We start from the raw sequence: 14693 nt of genomic DNA, 5'->3' as shown, positions 1-14693 counted from the left end.
GTCGCAAAGGCAAAGCCTGATCAAAAACGATCGTTTTTTGGGATGAAGAAAACCGTCGTTCGAGCAATCGCTCGAACGGCGGTTTCTCAACTTTCCCGGTTTCCCGAAACTCAGAACCGAAAGATCGTGGCCCAGAACTGGGATCGTAGCGTTTTCGGGAAGATCCCTTGGGGTGCACTATGGATTGAACAGACGCATTTCGAGGCAGTCGGAGCGTTCTGCTTCGGGCAGGTATTCCATGACGTTGTTGATAAGTTCTAGGTAGTCTCCATACTCCGATGGAGTCCACCAGGCTTTGTCAGGCCAGCCGATCGAGGCTGCAACCTTCTTGTCCAGAATGAGATGGCGCATTTTCTTGCTATCCGCGGGGCCAGCTGCGAAGTACAAAAGCTTGGTGAAGAAGGCCGGGCCGAGACCCTTGAGCCTGTACTGCTCACGTGTCCAGAAGGATCGGTAGGCATCTTCCGATTCGACGTTCGAGTCTTTGGCGAGCATGATTCCGCCGAGGAGTTTTTCTCCAACGTCCGGTTCGCTCAATGTTGGAATTCGACGGTAGATATCCCGGGCTTTGGCACCGGCGCCCCATGAACAGACCGCGACGTAGAAGTTGACCGCATCTTGTGCAGTTTCCACCTTGGTACCCAGAGTGAATAGGTCGCCTCGGTTGAGGGCAAGTCGCCCTTTGCTATCCTTTTCTCCGCTTTGGAGGATGGAAGGAATGCCCGGCATGTTTTCGTCCCACCGGTTCAACCAGTGCCGAGGGTAGAACAGGATAGCGTGGTTCTCGACCTCTGAGACAGTGGGTATACCCTTGCCATTGCGTAGGAGGTCTACAACTTCGGCGGTTGTGTTTCTTGTTCTGGCCAAGATCCAGCTCCAGTCGTGGAAAAGTTGCGTCGTATGTTGCTCAGCGTAGTCCATTGCTCCGACGAGTTGCCCAAGCTTTAGAACGGTCAGCAAGGGTAGGAAGTGCTGTAACCCTTACTGAGCAATGTTTGGTTAGGGAAGTTCTTTGATCCGTCGGTAGAGCGTCGCACGGGACATGCCCATGTCTTTGGCGACTTGGGTTGCTGGTTCGCCGGACTGGACCAGTTTGGCGGCAGTACGGATCTGCGACTCGGTGAAGGTCGGGCGACGGCCTCCGAGGTCGCCGCCGGTGGTGCGGCGTTTGGTGACGGAGTCGGTGATCCGTTCGCGTTTGATCTCTAATTCCATTTGGGCCAAGGCGGCCATGACGGTGAAGACCATGGCACCCATGGGTGTTTTAGTGTCGACATCGCCGCCGCCGAGGTTCAGCACCCGCAGCCCGATATTGCGTTCGCGTAGTTCCTGGGAGAGGTCGAGCATTTTCTGGGTGGAGCGCCCGAGCCGGTCCAGGGTGGTGATGACGAGAGTGTCATCCGGATGCAGTGCGTGGAGTGCTTTATCCAGTCCTGGGCGTTTGGCGAGTGCTCCGGACTGGCCGTGGTCTGTGTAGAGGTCATCGCGCCGGACACCGGCTGCGAGGAGGTCCTGGATTTGGCGGTCGGCGTCTTGGGCTTTGGTTGATACGCGGGCGTAGCCGATCAGTTTGGGCATTGGTCCTTCAGGAAGTGTCTCGCAACTAATGGTGTTGACATGATTTTACGGCATTGGTTGCGACACATGGTTGCGAGAATTTTGGACCGTTGAGTTTCCGCGGATTTTTCAGCAGGGGAGTGGTAGGTGGTGAGACGTCTTGCAACCTATAGGAACTAGGACGTCGCCAAGTGAGCTTGCACGAGCGATGAGAGTCAGAGACGATTGGTCAACGCCATTCAGAGCTGAGTGGACGTCAATGGGGGTAAGAATGACGGAACTGCATGAGCTCACCCTGGATGAACTGGCCGAATCTCTCCGTGAAGAGGCCTTCAGAAGTCCAGCAAAAGATGCGGATGCTTGGAAGGCGCTGCTCGTCTTGGTGGATGAGGTTACAAATAGCGACCGTATCGATCTTTTGACGGCGAACCGCAAATGGCTTCTCCGAAAGCTCACCGTCGAAGGCTTTCGAGGTGCCAAGCACGAGATCAATTTCGCCGTCGACAATCCTCACGGGATAACTGTCCTATTCGGTGAAAATGGGTCTGGAAAGTCAAGTCTGTCAGAAGCGGTGCGTGTCGCTTTGGAGGGAAGAACAGGCGCCACACATTTGGGAGCAACGGGTGGAGTGCATGAGCTTTGGGGGAGCTCTGACCAGCGGAGCCAGGGTGTCGACAAAGCAACAGTGACGGTCGTTCTATCAGACGAAGCTACGACAGATCGACTAACGATTTGCGCCATTATTGACTCAACGGGAGTTCATCGAAAGGGTCTCCTCGAGAGCCAGTCAGAGCGTATAGAGCTTGAAGCGGAGTCCCCGGCATGGGAAGTTTGGGCGGATGCTATCAGGGCATCGCCGCCGGTCCTGGCTTACGCAGAACTGGCCGACGAGCTGCAGAAGAAGAAGGACTTACAGGTTTGGTTGACGTCGTGTCTCGCTATGGACAATGCGAGTCGAGTTTTCGAAGCCCGCGTCAAAGCCGAAGTAGAATTCGCCCTGACCGCGGAAAAACTCCTGACTAACGCGAGAGAAATCAGCATGAGGGCTGTGTTAGAGGCCGATGCCGATGCGGTGAGACAAGGCGTCGAAAACATATCTGACTTAGAATGGACCGATTGGGCATCAACCGAGGAACTCGATGAGTGGTTGGAATCTAACGACATTGTTGAGAGGCAGGCTCGCCCTCATGTCCTCGATCGAGACGTTTTGGCATCTCTTCCAAATCGGGGTCGGGACTTCATCAAGGCCTGGAAAGCTTGGTCTGAAGCCGCTACGACAGCGCTACTGACAGCACAAGTAACGAACGCATTGTTGAGTATGCACGACCATGTCCTTAGATCGAATCAGGGGGACAACGGTGGCGTATGTCCGACATGCGGGTCCTTACATGAAGACTGGCGAGGCCATCTAAAAGCTGAGGCAGAGAGGTTACAAGGCGCTCAGCGGGCAGCGTCTCGACTCAAGTTGCTTGTCCGAGAGGTTCCAACGAAACTCATTGTCCCCCTAAAAACATGCCTCCACGTGCTGCCATTTGAGTTCGATGTAGCCGTTGCCTCCGAAGCCAGGAATTTGATTCGAGAGGTCGAATGTTTCTTGAAAGGGGACGATCTTGATGTTGACCTTCTATCAGCGATTGGGAATTTGTCGAAATGGCTTGAGCGCCCCCAGGCTACGGCTCTTTTGGACGTTGCGCTAAATGCGTCAGGCCTTCAACACCAGTGGAAGTGCGACCGCTGGGACGCCGTTGCTCCCTTTGTCACAGCTTTCCACTTGCACATTGAAAACGCGTCAAGGGCCGGGACGCTGAAAAAAGCTCGTACAAAGTGGAACGGCCATCTAGCGAAAATTCGCAGCACTCGAAGCTCAAGTCTTCACGCCCTCGTCGGTCCGGCCGTCTCGACCCTCCTCGGTGATGTGGGAATTTCGGTGTCAGCTATAGATATAACCAAAGCCGAAAGCAGACTTGACCTTGTCAATTCGAAGGGTGAGGTTGTCGAACTCGCGCACCTCAGCGCAGGGCAACGGAATGCCCTTATCCTCGGTCCAGTGATTGCGACCGCAGAATCAGGGATCTTTGGTTTCTCAATACTGGACGATCCAGTCCACGCGTTCGATGACTTTCGGGTCGATAAACTGTCATCGACGCTTGCCCAAATAGGCCGCAAGCAAGCACTCATTCTAACCACGCATGATGCACGGTTCGTCTCCTACTTACGAGTCCATGCCCCGTTAGACTTCTCAGTGTTGTCCACCCAAAGGGACGAAGACGGACGAATGACTTTGAGGGCAACTAAAGACGCACCTGCAGAATTGATTGAGTTTGCGAGTGAACTCGCCGGCGATCTGAAAAAGGTTGCTGCTCGGAATGGCCGGGCGGAAATTGTTGCGCTCCTAAGAATGGCACTCGATGAGGCATTCGAGCAGCTTGCTCTTCGGCATTATGCGCGTAGGCCAGCAGCGGTGGCAAAAATTGATCGCGTCTCTCTCAATGAAGCGATGCTGACCGACGACCGAAAACGAGTACTTCGAAGTTTCATGGCTGATAGCCCACTTCAGCTTGCTGCCTTCACTTCAGCGTGGCAGGTGGTGTCTGTTCCTTCCAGAAGATGGTCGAAAGCCGTCCACGATCCCCGCCTAGTTCCAGATGTCGAACAGCTCGCCACTGACATTGCGACTGCAGATCAGGTGGTCACGATGCTGCGCGAAATCCGGTGGTAGGAGTGCGTACCACAGACATCAAAATGGAAGCCCTCCGCATTAGGCGGGAAATCGAATCGATATCCGCGACACTGTGGGCGGATGTATCCGGATTGAACCGGTTGGAGATCATGTCGAGGGCTGTCGATAGACGACTGGTGCTGCTCGTGGCCCAGGTCGAAACCGACCAGCGAGTAGAGGCATTCAGAGCGGCTCTACAGGCTGCTCATGTCTATCGCGAGACGTCCGACGTATTGCACGGCCGTACCCGTGCATCGCGATTTGGGGTAATCCAGGTGGCCGAATGGCAACAGGACTTACTGAGGCTGCGCGGCTATCTGCGAGACGAAACTTCCGTACTTCAAGGCCCGACGCAGGACTCAATTGAGCTTCACAACCCAACTACCTCGTAACCCATAGGCAGCAATCACTTCACCTTCGACACTACATCTACTCGTCGTCAGTTTCAGAAGGTTTCCTATCGGCGAAGATAGTCGAAGTTGCTTCGAGCAGCTCGCTGAGTTTTACCTCGTTGTCGGCGACGATCATGGCTCCTCCCAGATCTACGTCTGCTCTAATAACCTCTTCTTCGACATTTTTGAGTCCCAGTACAACTGAATTAACCAAATACTTGTCCTCGACCGAATTAGTAATTCCGGTTACGTCGGCTCGGATGTCAGTGGATTGCAGAGCGTTGATAGAAACAGATCGTTGAATCCCCTGAAGGTTGACCTCAAGGAGTGCGCGGTCTTTGATCGTCGACGTTGTCTGATCCCAGGTGCGAGATGATGTGGATGGTGCACGTTTTAGCTTCTTGGGGTCCCAAGCGATAGAAATGCGTCGAGAAGTAGCTGGCAAACATTTGCTCAGTACGGTCCCCAGAAAAGCCCAGTAACTTTTCGGTTCTTCTGAATCTGAAAACAACTGTACTTGGTCAGAGTCTGGAGTCCAGAGGCCTGAGTAGGCCCTCCGTGCGCTCCAAGATTCCAGGTTCGCTTCAATCAAGTCTGTTAAATCCAGACCTTCCAACGAATCGGACAACCGTTCTAGATCTCGGAGTTCAAAAAGGTTGCCGATGCGACTCCAGACCTCTGGGGGGAGTTGATTATGAGATGTGAGAAGGGAAGGGAGGACCCACTCAATTTCTTCCAAATCCAATGAATCTGCGATGAGTTCTATTGAGTCAATTTTCTTATCGAAATCCTCGGACTCCATTGTTGACAATTCGAGTAGATCTTTCAGAATGTTGATTCTGAATGCCACGCGCTCATCAAAGTGAGAGGCAATAAGCTCTGCACCTGAAGGTGATTCTGAATCGTTCGAAGTTTCAGAATTGGAAGCTGAGAAACCGTTTACGGTTTCAGGTGTAATTAGACCCCTTGCGCCTCGAACGAAATTAGCCCTAACCAATTTAGATATTGGCGAATCACCAGTAAGTTCTTGAGGAGCAAACAGAGTTGCATCGAATGATGTACCGGTAGTAATTAATGCGTCAGGTTTAGCAGAAGATTGATCTTTGGCTTTGGAAATAATCTCATCTTCAATTTCTTGGGTATCGAGCGTTACAATCGCTGGGTCCTTAGTAGGCAAGAATGTAGTGTCATGAGCTGCGACGACATCGGCTAATTCATTTCGGAGAAAAATGGGACGTTTAGATTCATTCTTCCCCCAAGAGGCTTCAAAGTCAGGGATGGCGCTGTGTGTGTAGTAGCCCGTATCTATTAGTTTCATAGATGGATCCGCTGCCTGAATTTCGGCTGAAACGACAGCCTTGACTCTGGCAACGTATGCCTTAGGGTCATGGGTGTCTGTTGCGGCATTCAAACGCTCAGTGAACTTGCTCATGCGATGTCCTTACGCTTAAGTAAGGACCAGACAGATTGAATCTCTTCTGTTTTAAGACTCAATTCTTCTTGTCGCTCACTCCAGACGATAATCCAGATTCGGTCTCGAATCACTTGTGCGTCATCGTGATTGAAAGATTCATCCCCTACAATCTGCGGATATTTTTTATAAGCTTCTTTAATCGTTTCTGTGCTTATAAGTTGCTTCCAGGAAGATACAGCAAATGGATGCGTAGTGGCATAAATGAATTGGTCCCCACCATCAGTGCTTCCATTCTTTTTCTTATAACGGTATGCGGCATAGGCAATGGCTACCATCTCAAGGAACATGTCTTTGAGCCCCGAATCCGTCGTATACCTTTTACCTTCCACCCAAACAGGTATTGGAGGATTTTGAAGCCACGATCCTGCAATGTCGAAGCGCTTCACGCCTCCGGGGCCCTCTGCGAAACGTACCTCGCACATTCCGTTTTGGTGATAAACGATCCAGGGGAGGTCAAAGTATGTCGTGCTCTCCAGCCAGCGTTTGAACAGAAACGCTCCTTCGCGTCCAAGTTCTTGCGTTTCTTCCGCTGCCACTAGGCCCCCAATAAAAATTATTTGTTTAGAGATATCCTATCGAACGACAACCAATGATGGGGAAAAGGTTCAGTGGGTATGAAAATACTCGTGCGCCGTTAGCGGGATTCCTCACCTGAGGATAATCTCTTTCGCAGTTGAGGGTTGCTTTTCTAGGCTGGGTATGGAGCTGAATGAACATCAGACGTTGGATCGGTTCGAGTCTTTGGCTCTCAATTTATGATTTTTTTGTTCAACGCGCGGTAGACAGTGCTACGGCTAACGCCAAGTACTTCGCCAATCTGGGTAACGGTCATGTCCCTTTGTTCATAGAGTTTTTTGGCGGTGCGTAGTTTCTCAGTTGAGAGCGATAAAGGGCGTCCACCGGTACGACCACGGGCACGGGCCGCGGCTAAGCCGGCATTGGTTCGTTCTCGGATGAGGTCTCGCTCAAACTCTGCCAGGGAAGCAAAGATGTTGAACACGAGCCGGCCACCAGAGGAGCTGGTGTCGATGTTCTCCTGCAGGGACTTGAAGTCAATGCCTCGTTCCTGGAGCGCGTCCATGTGATCGATCAAGTGGCGGATGGATCTCCCGAGTCGATCAAGCCGCCAGACCACCAGAGTGTCGCCGGGGCGAATTTGGTCTAGGAGCTTATCGAGCTCGGGGCGGGATTCCAGGGAACCGGAGGCGGTGTCGGTGAAGATGCGATAGCAGCCGGCTTGGGTGAGTGCGTCGAGTTGGAGTTGTGCGTCTTGGTCGGTGGTGGAGACTCTGGCGTATCCGAGGAGGTGTCCCATGAGTTTAAATGTATCAATACTCGTGCGCACAATGGTGTATCGAAACATAGATTTTGGTACTGAGTATTGCGACGATTCCGACGAAAAAATCTGTTGAGTTTTCAACTGTTCCGTGTTTTGCTTCAAGTCGCGTGACAAGTGTGTCAAAAACGACCGTTTTCGAAGCGAGTCATAGGTGCTCCCGCTTTTGACTAAAAACATCCATTGTGTACACAAGTGATATTGTGGTTACATGAACTCGATTACCTCTTCTGTCACGATTCGTGCTCTTCGCGATGGCCTCGCTGATGCTGTGAGCCGGGCTAGCTATGGGCATGAGCGTGTGCAGATTACGAAGAATGGGAAGCCTGCTGCAGTCCTCATCGGGCCTGAAGATTTTGAGCTTTTGGAGCAGCTGGAGATGCTCCGGGACGTCGCCGATTATCGAGCAGCCAAGTTGGTTGATGACGGTGAGCGTATGAGCCTCAGTGAACTGCGCGCTGAGCTGGACGCGTGAGTTCGTACCGCGTCGAATTTACCACTGCGGCTGCTAAAGAGCTGAGGAAGCTTGACCCGGGTATACGGCGGCGTGTTTTGTCTGGTATTGCTGATCTGGAGGGGGATCCTCGTCCTAGCGGGTGTAAGAAACTGGTAGGTGAAACTAACGCGTGGCGGGTTCGGATTGGTGACTACCGCGTTCTCTATGAGGTGTTGGACGCTGTTCTTGTTGTCACGGTCGTCCGAGTGGCACACCGTCGCGAGGTTTATAGGTAGTCGTTGCCTAGGTTGTCAGCTAATCGTGTCTGGGACGTTGTAGTGAGTGCGTAAATAAGCTGGTTAAAACACTGTGGGCTGACTGAATAGCGATTCGAGTGGCTAGCCGCCCTCGCGCGTCTAACGCCAACATGAGCACTGCTCCTATCGGCAATGTAAACAAATCATTGAAACGCACGCAGGCTCGTTTCATATGTGCCTGTTAGCTGCGAAAATCATTTCAGGCGAGCTGGTTAGTGGGCTGCCGTGAGCGATGCTGGGTCCGTCATCTGGCTGCATCAGACTTCGGTTCGCTTCAGTGCCCCGCGCCTGCGCTCTTCGTCGATAGCCAAGCTGTGTCGTGTTCCAAGCAATAAATAGTGGGTGCAATGGACGCCAGCCCTTGTGGATGTTCGTGTTTATCGGGTTTGATTCACATGGCCACAGCCATAGCCATGGCCAACCCAGGCTGGAACTGTGCACAAGGGCAGGTTCCAGCTGGGCTAGTCTGGGTTAGGAACCGATTAGTGCAGCCGCTGCGCGCTCACCGATCATTATTGAGGGTGCGTTGGTGTTGCCCGTCGGAACCAGTGGCATGATGGAAGCGTCGGCGATGCGGATGCCGCTGAGACCATGCACCTTGAAGGTGGTCGGGTCAACGACCGCCAGCTCGTCGATTCCCATCTTGCAGGTACCAACTTGGTGGTGGTAGGTCACCACCGAATCCCGGACGTAGCGTTCCAGATCATCGTCGGACACTTCCGGACCCGGATAGATCTCCTCAGGCCCCCAGCCGGCTAGAGCCTGCGAGCGGCCAATTTCCCGGCATTGACGTACGGAAGCCACTAGCGCATCAACGTCGGCCTGCTCGGACAGCGCACCAAGATTGATCAGCAAGGGATCTTGCGCATTTGGACCGCTCAGCGTAATTTCTCCGCGACTTTGCGGGCGAACTAGCCCACCGAGCAGGGAGAACGCGTTATCCGGACCAGTCATCTCTCCTGGGGCATAGTCTTGTGAGTACATTGGCACTGAGAAGAACAGTGGCTGCGTGTCGCAGCCGGGAAGGTCTGGTCGGCTCTTGGCGAAGAAATGCACTTCAGCCGGTGCCACCTCGCCCATCGGAACCGGCTTGGCAGCGGTGGTGAAGATGACCGGGGAGAGCAAATGATCCTGCAGGTTTTTGCCGACGCCGGGTAAATTGTGGACCGGGGTGATACCCGCGGAACGTAGTTCTGCCTCCGGACCAATGCCCGAGCGTAGTAATAGTTCCGGGGAGTTGATGGCTCCGGCAGACAGTACAGTTTCCCCGGCGCGTAGGGTCTTGCGTTCATCTTCGTGATCAAATTCGACGCCAGCCACGTGGCCGTCTTCTATGATCAGCTGGCGCACGTGCGCACCGGTAAGCAGGGTTAGATTCGGGTGTTCCATCACCGGTTTGAGGTATGCATGCCAGGTATTGAAGCGCTTGCCGTCACGCACATTAAGTTGTATGCGGGAGACACCTTCGACGTCTCCGGAGTTGTAGTCTTCGTTGTGCGGGATTCCGGTCTCCACGGCACCGGCCAGCATGTCTTCTTGAATCGGGTTGCGGGCATAGTCCTGCATGACATCAAGTAGACCTGAATCTCCGTGAGATTCCGAGGCGCCTCCATCGAAGTTCTCGATGGCTTTGTAGACGGGTAGGACATCATCCCAACCCCACCCCGCGCAACCTGCTTTTTCCCAAGACTCGTAGTCTGTGCGGTCCCCGCGAACCCAGATGGTGGCGTTCAACGCGTGGGAACCGCCCATAACTTTGCCGCGTGGTAGGTGGATCCGGCGTCCGGAGGCACCAGCTTGCTCGGTAGTGTAGTAATTCCAATCCTGCTCACTGTGCCAGAGCAAGCCCAGTGTATAGAGCTGAGCAATGTTGGGGTTGGTGTCTTGGTCGCCAGCTTCCAGAATCGCCACGCGCTTTCCAGCGTCGAGCAGTCGGCGGGCGATGACGTTGCCGGCGGAGCCGGCGCCAATGACGAGATAGTCGTAGTTCATGGTTTTCCGTTTCTGGTTAGTAGCTGATGATCTGAGGCTGGCCCAAGTGCTTAAGACCGGCGACACCGAATTCCAGACCGTAGCCGGACTGCTTCGCACCGCCGAAGGGTACTCGTGGGTCTACGGCGCCGTGCTTGTTGATCCATACGGTGCCTGCCTGGATGCGGGCAGCGACTTCACGGGCTGCCTCAATGTTGCTGGACCAGACGGAGGCGCCCAAGCCCACATTTAGCCCGTTGGCCATTTGAATGGCCTGTTCGGTGGTGGAATATTTGATGATGGGAAGGGCTGGACCGAACTGTTCCTGTGCCACCAGCGCATTGGTGTTTTCGATGTCCGCGACCAACGTGGTCGGGTAGAAATATCCCGGCTGCCCGTCCTGTGGGTCTGCACCTACCAGCACTCGAGCACCGGATTCCTTCGCCTGTTGCACCAGAGAAGCCACGATATCGAACTGTGCTTTGTTCTGTAGTGGGCCCAGCACATTGTTTTCATCCAGTCCCACGCCCATCGGCATCTGGCTTGCAACGTCAACTAGTGCATCACACACAGCATCGTAGATGTCCTCATGCACGTACAGACGTTTGAGTGCAGCACAAGTCTGACCGGTGTTGATGAAGGCGCCCCAGAAGAGGTCCGTTGCAATAGCCTGCGGATCGGCGTCAGGCAGCACGATACCCGCGTCGTTTCCGCCAAGTTCAAGCGTGATGCGTTTGACCGTGTCTGCGCTGGAACGAATGATCGCCTTGCCCGTGGCGGTGGACCCGGTGAACATAATTTTGTCGATACTCGCATGGCCGGACAATGCTTCGCCAACCTCGCGTCCCCCGGAAATTACTTGGAGCACATGCTCTGGCAATGCGCTGTTGATGATTTTAGCCAAAGCCAATACCGAAAGCGGTGTGTATTCCGATGGTTTGAGAACCACGGTGTTGCCCATGCGTAGTGCCGGGGCTAGCTGCCACACTGAAATCATCATTGGCCAGTTCCATGGGCCAATGGCTCCCACCACACCCAACGGACGATAGTGCAATTCGGCTTTGCCGCCTTCGTCGTCTACGAGAATCTCTGGCTCCAGCTCGAATCCAGCCGTCGTACGCAGCCACGCAGCACAAGCTCCGACTTCGAAGCGTGCGTTGGGTCCGTTCAACGGTTTGCCTTGCTCTCGCGATAGCAGCACTGCCAAGGTTTCGGCATTGGATTCGATGGCATCCGCGGCGGCATTCATTGCCGCGCTGCGGGCTTCATGACCTAGTGCCGCCCAGGCTGGTTGGGCGGCATGGGCGGCATCGATGGCGGCATTCAGGTCGCTCACCGTGTGTTCTGGTGCACGACCTACCACCTCGCCGGTGGCCGGATCGAGCATTTCCCGACCGCCAGTTACAGGCTCAATGGAAGCGAGTAGATCTTCCGCGGTGGCAAAGATTTGGATGGATTCGGTGGACATAAGAGCTCCTTGAGATCGGGTCGTCCGGGGAATCCCGGCGGATAACGACTTACCTCAAGTGTGTCCCAGGTCATAGCACGGGGTCTTGGCTTTCCCCGCATGCTTCTTGTCTGTTCGCGTCCTAGCCTGTTAGTGGTATCGGATTGCTCCGATATTGAGTCGGCGAAAGGCCGTAGGTTGCACGGAAAACCCTGCTGAAATGAGCGCCGTCGGCGAATCCCCAACGCGCACCGATCTCACCCACGGGAACGTGGTTGCATAAAGGATCGGCAAGGTCGCGTCGGCATCTTTCCATGCGGCGTTCGCGGATCCAGCTGGCAACCGTAATCCCGGAGGCGGAGAAAATTTTCTGCAGGGTACGGGTGGCCATGTGGTGGGCACTGGCAATGGCATCAGGGCTCAAGTTCTGGTCCCCGAGGTTCGCCTCGATATGATGCTGGATCCTTCGCAGCAACCTTGCATGGTTATCGGTGTTCTGTTCAGGGCGGGAGTAGATTTCATCAGCCAGCATAGTAGATAGCAAATCAACGATATTCAGTGCCAGCCGGTGGCCAATCGGGCTCTTAAGCTCCGGAAGTTGCGCCGCAATACTTGCCACAAAAGGTGCTACAGATTCGGCTAGTCGGTTGCCCTTGCCCATGCGTACGGCGGTGAGCTCGGAAACGTCGTCAACTGACAGCCCGAGTAGGTGTTGCGGGAACATGAGTACTACACATTCGAAGTTTTCCTCGAAAGTCAGTGAGTAGGGGCGCTGGGTGTCATAAATTGCCACATCTCCTGGTTCCAGCACTGCCTCGCGCCCATCTTGTAACAGCAACCCATGACCAGAGAGCTGAAGGCTTAATTTGTAGTGCCCAATTCCCCCTCGAGCAATGAGTGATGGGGAGCGGAACACTGTTTGGGCACCAGCTTCCAGCCGCATGATGCCAACGTCATGTAGCTGCCTGCCATCAAGTCGGCCAGTGAATGGCGCGGAGGATAGCGGTTTGGCTTCTAATGGCACAAAGGTGCTTGAGATCATTTTCTTCCACTCAAGAAACGAATGTGCCTGCTGGCTTTGATACATGGAACCCCCAACGACATGTTCCTCTGTAGCTTACGCCACCTGGTGACTCGACTGTCTTGGGATTTTCCGGACTAGGCTGATAAGGAGCGCCGCGCGCTGTTAAGTAGCTATCGGATTTTGGGTGCTTCAAGTCAATATGCCAGCAAAAACACGCCAAGGGGGTCACCTAAAATATTCGCGTGTCCTCCAATAAACTCATGCCTGAATCAGGGACTGAGTCTTCGGCTCCGAGAACCAAAGGGGCTTCTGCTGCAAATTCTGATGGATCCGCCGGCTCGGCTCAGTCAAAGACGTATTCGGCAAGCTACGGGGTAACGGGAGAACCTAGAGCTGCTGTCTAGAAGAAGCGGGCGTCCGCTGGTGCGGCCGGCTGTGGACCGGCCTGGCGGCCGGTCTTCTTTTCTGTTTTTTGCTGCTGTCCTTCGGAGTGTACGGGCCACCTCCAAACCCACAAGCCACTCGCTGCGCTTCGGGCGTGCTCCACCCAGAAATTCTTAGGTCCGCGCTCCTTCGTCGCTTCTTCCGGCCAAAGATTTTCTGGGTGGAGCACCCCTGACGGGTTGATGGGTTTTCCGGCTAGCCCCGCTTCATTTCATTTCGCCAGCAGGCAAAAAACAACTGGGGGAGACGTTGGGCAGGTGGTTAGTTCCCTGTCCCTCTCACCCAAGGCGAAAGGAACCAAAAGATGCAGGCCAAAACCAAAGACACCCAGGAAACTGTCGCCGTCCCAGCCATGCCCGAGCGGGACGTCTACGGCGAAGGGTATGACTGGATGGCGAGCCTGACGGGCACTAGCTGGAATGAACTCTCAGCATGGGGACGGGACGGATGGGATCTAGGATCCTGGCCATACATTATCTTCGCCGTCGCGCAGACCGAAGACGAGCAAGGAAAGCTATTTGGGTACTGCACTTATGTCGAAGGGGACGTAACCGCACGTTGGTATCGCACGCGTGACGCGCGAAGTCTGGCGATCAGTAAAGAGGCGTACTGGTATTGGGCGAGTGGCCAAGCTGATGGGCCGGAAGCTCTGGAAGGGTTGGACCCGCAGGAGTTCCGACCCATTGATGGACTGTGCGAACCGTTTAACCCCAGCTGGGCTCAATAAGGTTCAAAGTGCCCTTCGTACTTCTTAGAGGAAGTGCGAAGGGCACTTTCGCGCGTGGCGCAGTAATCTTGCCGCGCTAGTCGTTCCTGTGTGATTTTGGGTCATTCCTAAAACGAGTCGGACAATCCAGAGCGTGCTTAGCTAAGGCACTGCTGGAGAAGTCAGCGGTTCGTGACTAGCGACAGATCACTGCTAAATATTGCACACGATGTCCCGTTTACTTTTCTTCCTGTGGCTTCGGGGCTACCGGCGGAATATACATTTTGAGCTCTGCGCTGCTCAACCCGAGACGTTCACCGATCGATTTCTTGGATTCACCCGTCTCCAGCATCTGGCCCACCACCTTCATGGCTTCGGCTTGCGTGGTGGTCTTTTTCTGCTCAGCTGCCGCGCGAAGTTCCGCAATCTTCTGTTCGGTGTCTTCGTCAATCTTGGCGAGCTGATCCTCGTGGACGAAGAACCCTGCCGCCAGCTCGATCAGCTCCTCGTTACGGCGGGTGATCTCTTCGGCCTTCGCGCGTGCTTTCTCCCTGGCGGCTAACGCGGCGGAGGATTTGCGTGGCTTACTCATCTAATATCTTTTCCTTCACCATCTACAACAACAACTTTTTGGCGAGGGGACACCCCTCGCGCACCCCGGCCCAAAAATGCGTTAACGGACTTCGCTGGCGCTCAGGCTCTGTCCTGCGTGGAGTTTCCCACCTGGGGACGGCCATGAGATCGCAAAACATCTCCACCCGCCCACACGTGGAAAACTCCACGCACGGTTTAACACAAGAGACTTGACCGGGCACAGCTGCGACCCTATCAAACCCACCTTGGCCACACCTGCACACAGCCAAGATCGCA

The 14693-nt window shown here is 54.3% G+C and carries 13 protein-coding genes; 4 read left to right on the top strand and 9 right to left on the bottom strand.

Annotation, left to right across the window (positions count from 1 at the left end; genetic code table 11):
* Positions 1-177: 177 nt before the first annotated feature.
* Complete coding sequence (locus CQ011_RS18170; protein ID WP_105678950.1) at positions 178-921, bottom strand: 8-oxoguanine DNA glycosylase OGG fold protein; 744 nt, start codon at positions 919-921, stop codon at positions 178-180.
* A gap of 78 nt (positions 922-999) precedes the next feature.
* Positions 1000-1578: a recombinase family protein gene (locus CQ011_RS17300; protein ID WP_105678949.1), complete on the bottom strand. Its 579-nt coding sequence runs from the start codon at positions 1576-1578 to the stop codon at positions 1000-1002.
* Positions 1579-1828: 250 nt separating this feature from the next.
* On the opposite strand from CQ011_RS17300, the gene CQ011_RS17295 reads away from it, so the two are divergent.
* Positions 1829-4276, top strand: a complete 2448-nt coding sequence (locus CQ011_RS17295; protein WP_181148188.1) for an AAA family ATPase — start codon at positions 1829-1831, stop codon at positions 4274-4276.
* Between the two features lie 429 nt (positions 4277-4705).
* Here the strand turns inward: CQ011_RS17295 and CQ011_RS17285 are convergent, their stop codons facing one another.
* From CQ011_RS17285 to CQ011_RS17275, 3 genes are all read right to left on the bottom strand, one after another.
* A complete protein-coding gene (locus CQ011_RS17285; RefSeq protein ID WP_105678946.1) occupies positions 4706-6100 on the bottom strand; it encodes a hypothetical protein in 1395 nt (464 codons plus the stop codon).
* A complete protein-coding gene (locus tag CQ011_RS17280) occupies positions 6097-6678 on the bottom strand; it encodes a hypothetical protein (RefSeq protein ID WP_105678945.1) in 582 nt (193 codons plus the stop codon). The genes CQ011_RS17285 and CQ011_RS17280 overlap by 4 nt, the downstream gene beginning before the upstream one ends.
* 212 nt (positions 6679-6890) lie before the next feature.
* Positions 6891-7457 carry a recombinase family protein gene (locus CQ011_RS17275; RefSeq protein ID WP_105678975.1) on the bottom strand — a complete coding sequence of 189 codons (567 nt, stop codon included), beginning with the start codon at positions 7455-7457 and terminating at the stop codon, positions 6891-6893.
* Between the two features lie 232 nt (positions 7458-7689).
* On the opposite strand from CQ011_RS17275, the gene CQ011_RS17270 reads away from it, so the two are divergent.
* Together CQ011_RS17270 and CQ011_RS17265 are read left to right on the top strand one after the other, a co-directional pair.
* Complete coding sequence (locus tag CQ011_RS17270) at positions 7690-7953, top strand: type II toxin-antitoxin system Phd/YefM family antitoxin (protein WP_105678944.1); 264 nt, start codon at positions 7690-7692, stop codon at positions 7951-7953.
* Complete coding sequence (locus CQ011_RS17265) at positions 7950-8210, top strand: type II toxin-antitoxin system RelE family toxin (protein ID WP_105678943.1); 261 nt, start codon at positions 7950-7952, stop codon at positions 8208-8210. The genes CQ011_RS17270 and CQ011_RS17265 overlap by 4 nt, the downstream gene beginning before the upstream one ends.
* 492 nt (positions 8211-8702) lie before the next feature.
* On the opposite strand, the gene CQ011_RS17260 is transcribed toward CQ011_RS17265, so the two are convergent.
* The 3 genes from CQ011_RS17260 to CQ011_RS17250 form a co-directional block, all read right to left on the bottom strand.
* Positions 8703-10223, bottom strand: a complete 1521-nt coding sequence (locus CQ011_RS17260; RefSeq protein WP_105678942.1) for a GMC family oxidoreductase — start codon at positions 10221-10223, stop codon at positions 8703-8705.
* Between the two features lie 16 nt (positions 10224-10239).
* Positions 10240-11670: an aldehyde dehydrogenase family protein gene (locus CQ011_RS17255; protein ID WP_105678941.1), complete on the bottom strand. Its 1431-nt coding sequence runs from the start codon at positions 11668-11670 to the stop codon at positions 10240-10242.
* A 121-nt stretch (positions 11671-11791) separates the two neighbouring features.
* Complete coding sequence (locus CQ011_RS17250; RefSeq protein WP_286161250.1) at positions 11792-12691, bottom strand: AraC-like ligand-binding domain-containing protein; 900 nt, start codon at positions 12689-12691, stop codon at positions 11792-11794.
* A 730-nt stretch (positions 12692-13421) separates the two neighbouring features.
* Between CQ011_RS17250 and CQ011_RS17245 the strand changes: the two genes are divergently transcribed.
* Positions 13422-13844: a hypothetical protein gene (locus tag CQ011_RS17245; protein ID WP_105678939.1), complete on the top strand. Its 423-nt coding sequence runs from the start codon at positions 13422-13424 to the stop codon at positions 13842-13844.
* A gap of 217 nt (positions 13845-14061) precedes the next feature.
* On the opposite strand, the gene CQ011_RS17240 is transcribed toward CQ011_RS17245, so the two are convergent.
* On the bottom strand, positions 14062-14415 hold the full coding sequence (locus CQ011_RS17240; RefSeq protein WP_105678938.1) for a hypothetical protein: 354 nt from the start codon (positions 14413-14415) through the stop codon (positions 14062-14064).
* Positions 14416-14693: the final 278 nt, after the last annotated feature.

The sequence above is a fragment of the Arthrobacter sp. MYb213 genome (assembly GCF_002979915.1).
Lineage (GTDB): Bacteria > Actinomycetota > Actinomycetes > Actinomycetales > Micrococcaceae > Glutamicibacter.
The sequence above is the reverse complement of the archived record's forward strand: the minus strand, read 5'-3'. Positions and strand labels throughout refer to the sequence as shown.

Coding starts and splice junctions, on each gene's coding strand:
- CQ011_RS17275 (WP_105678975.1), bottom strand. CDS start 7,457: ATGGGACACCTCCTCGGATACGCCAGAGTCTCCACCACCGACCAAGAC.
- CQ011_RS17285 (WP_105678946.1), bottom strand. CDS start 6,100: ATGAGCAAGTTCACTGAGCGTTTGAATGCCGCAACAGACACCCATGAC.
- CQ011_RS17250 (WP_286161250.1), bottom strand. CDS start 12,691: ATGATCTCAAGCACCTTTGTGCCATTAGAAGCCAAACCGCTATCCTCC.
- CQ011_RS17270 (WP_105678944.1), top strand. CDS start 7,690: ATGAACTCGATTACCTCTTCTGTCACGATTCGTGCTCTTCGCGATGGC.
- CQ011_RS17255 (WP_105678941.1), bottom strand. CDS start 11,670: ATGTCCACCGAATCCATCCAAATCTTTGCCACCGCGGAAGATCTACTC.
- CQ011_RS17245 (WP_105678939.1), top strand. CDS start 13,422: ATGCAGGCCAAAACCAAAGACACCCAGGAAACTGTCGCCGTCCCAGCC.
- CQ011_RS17260 (WP_105678942.1), bottom strand. CDS start 10,223: ATGAACTACGACTATCTCGTCATTGGCGCCGGCTCCGCCGGCAACGTC.
- CQ011_RS17295 (WP_181148188.1), top strand. CDS start 1,829: ATGACGGAACTGCATGAGCTCACCCTGGATGAACTGGCCGAATCTCTC.
- CQ011_RS17240 (WP_105678938.1), bottom strand. CDS start 14,415: ATGAGTAAGCCACGCAAATCCTCCGCCGCGTTAGCCGCCAGGGAGAAA.
- CQ011_RS17300 (WP_105678949.1), bottom strand. CDS start 1,578: ATGCCCAAACTGATCGGCTACGCCCGCGTATCAACCAAAGCCCAAGAC.
- CQ011_RS18170 (WP_105678950.1), bottom strand. CDS start 921: ATGGACTACGCTGAGCAACATACGACGCAACTTTTCCACGACTGGAGC.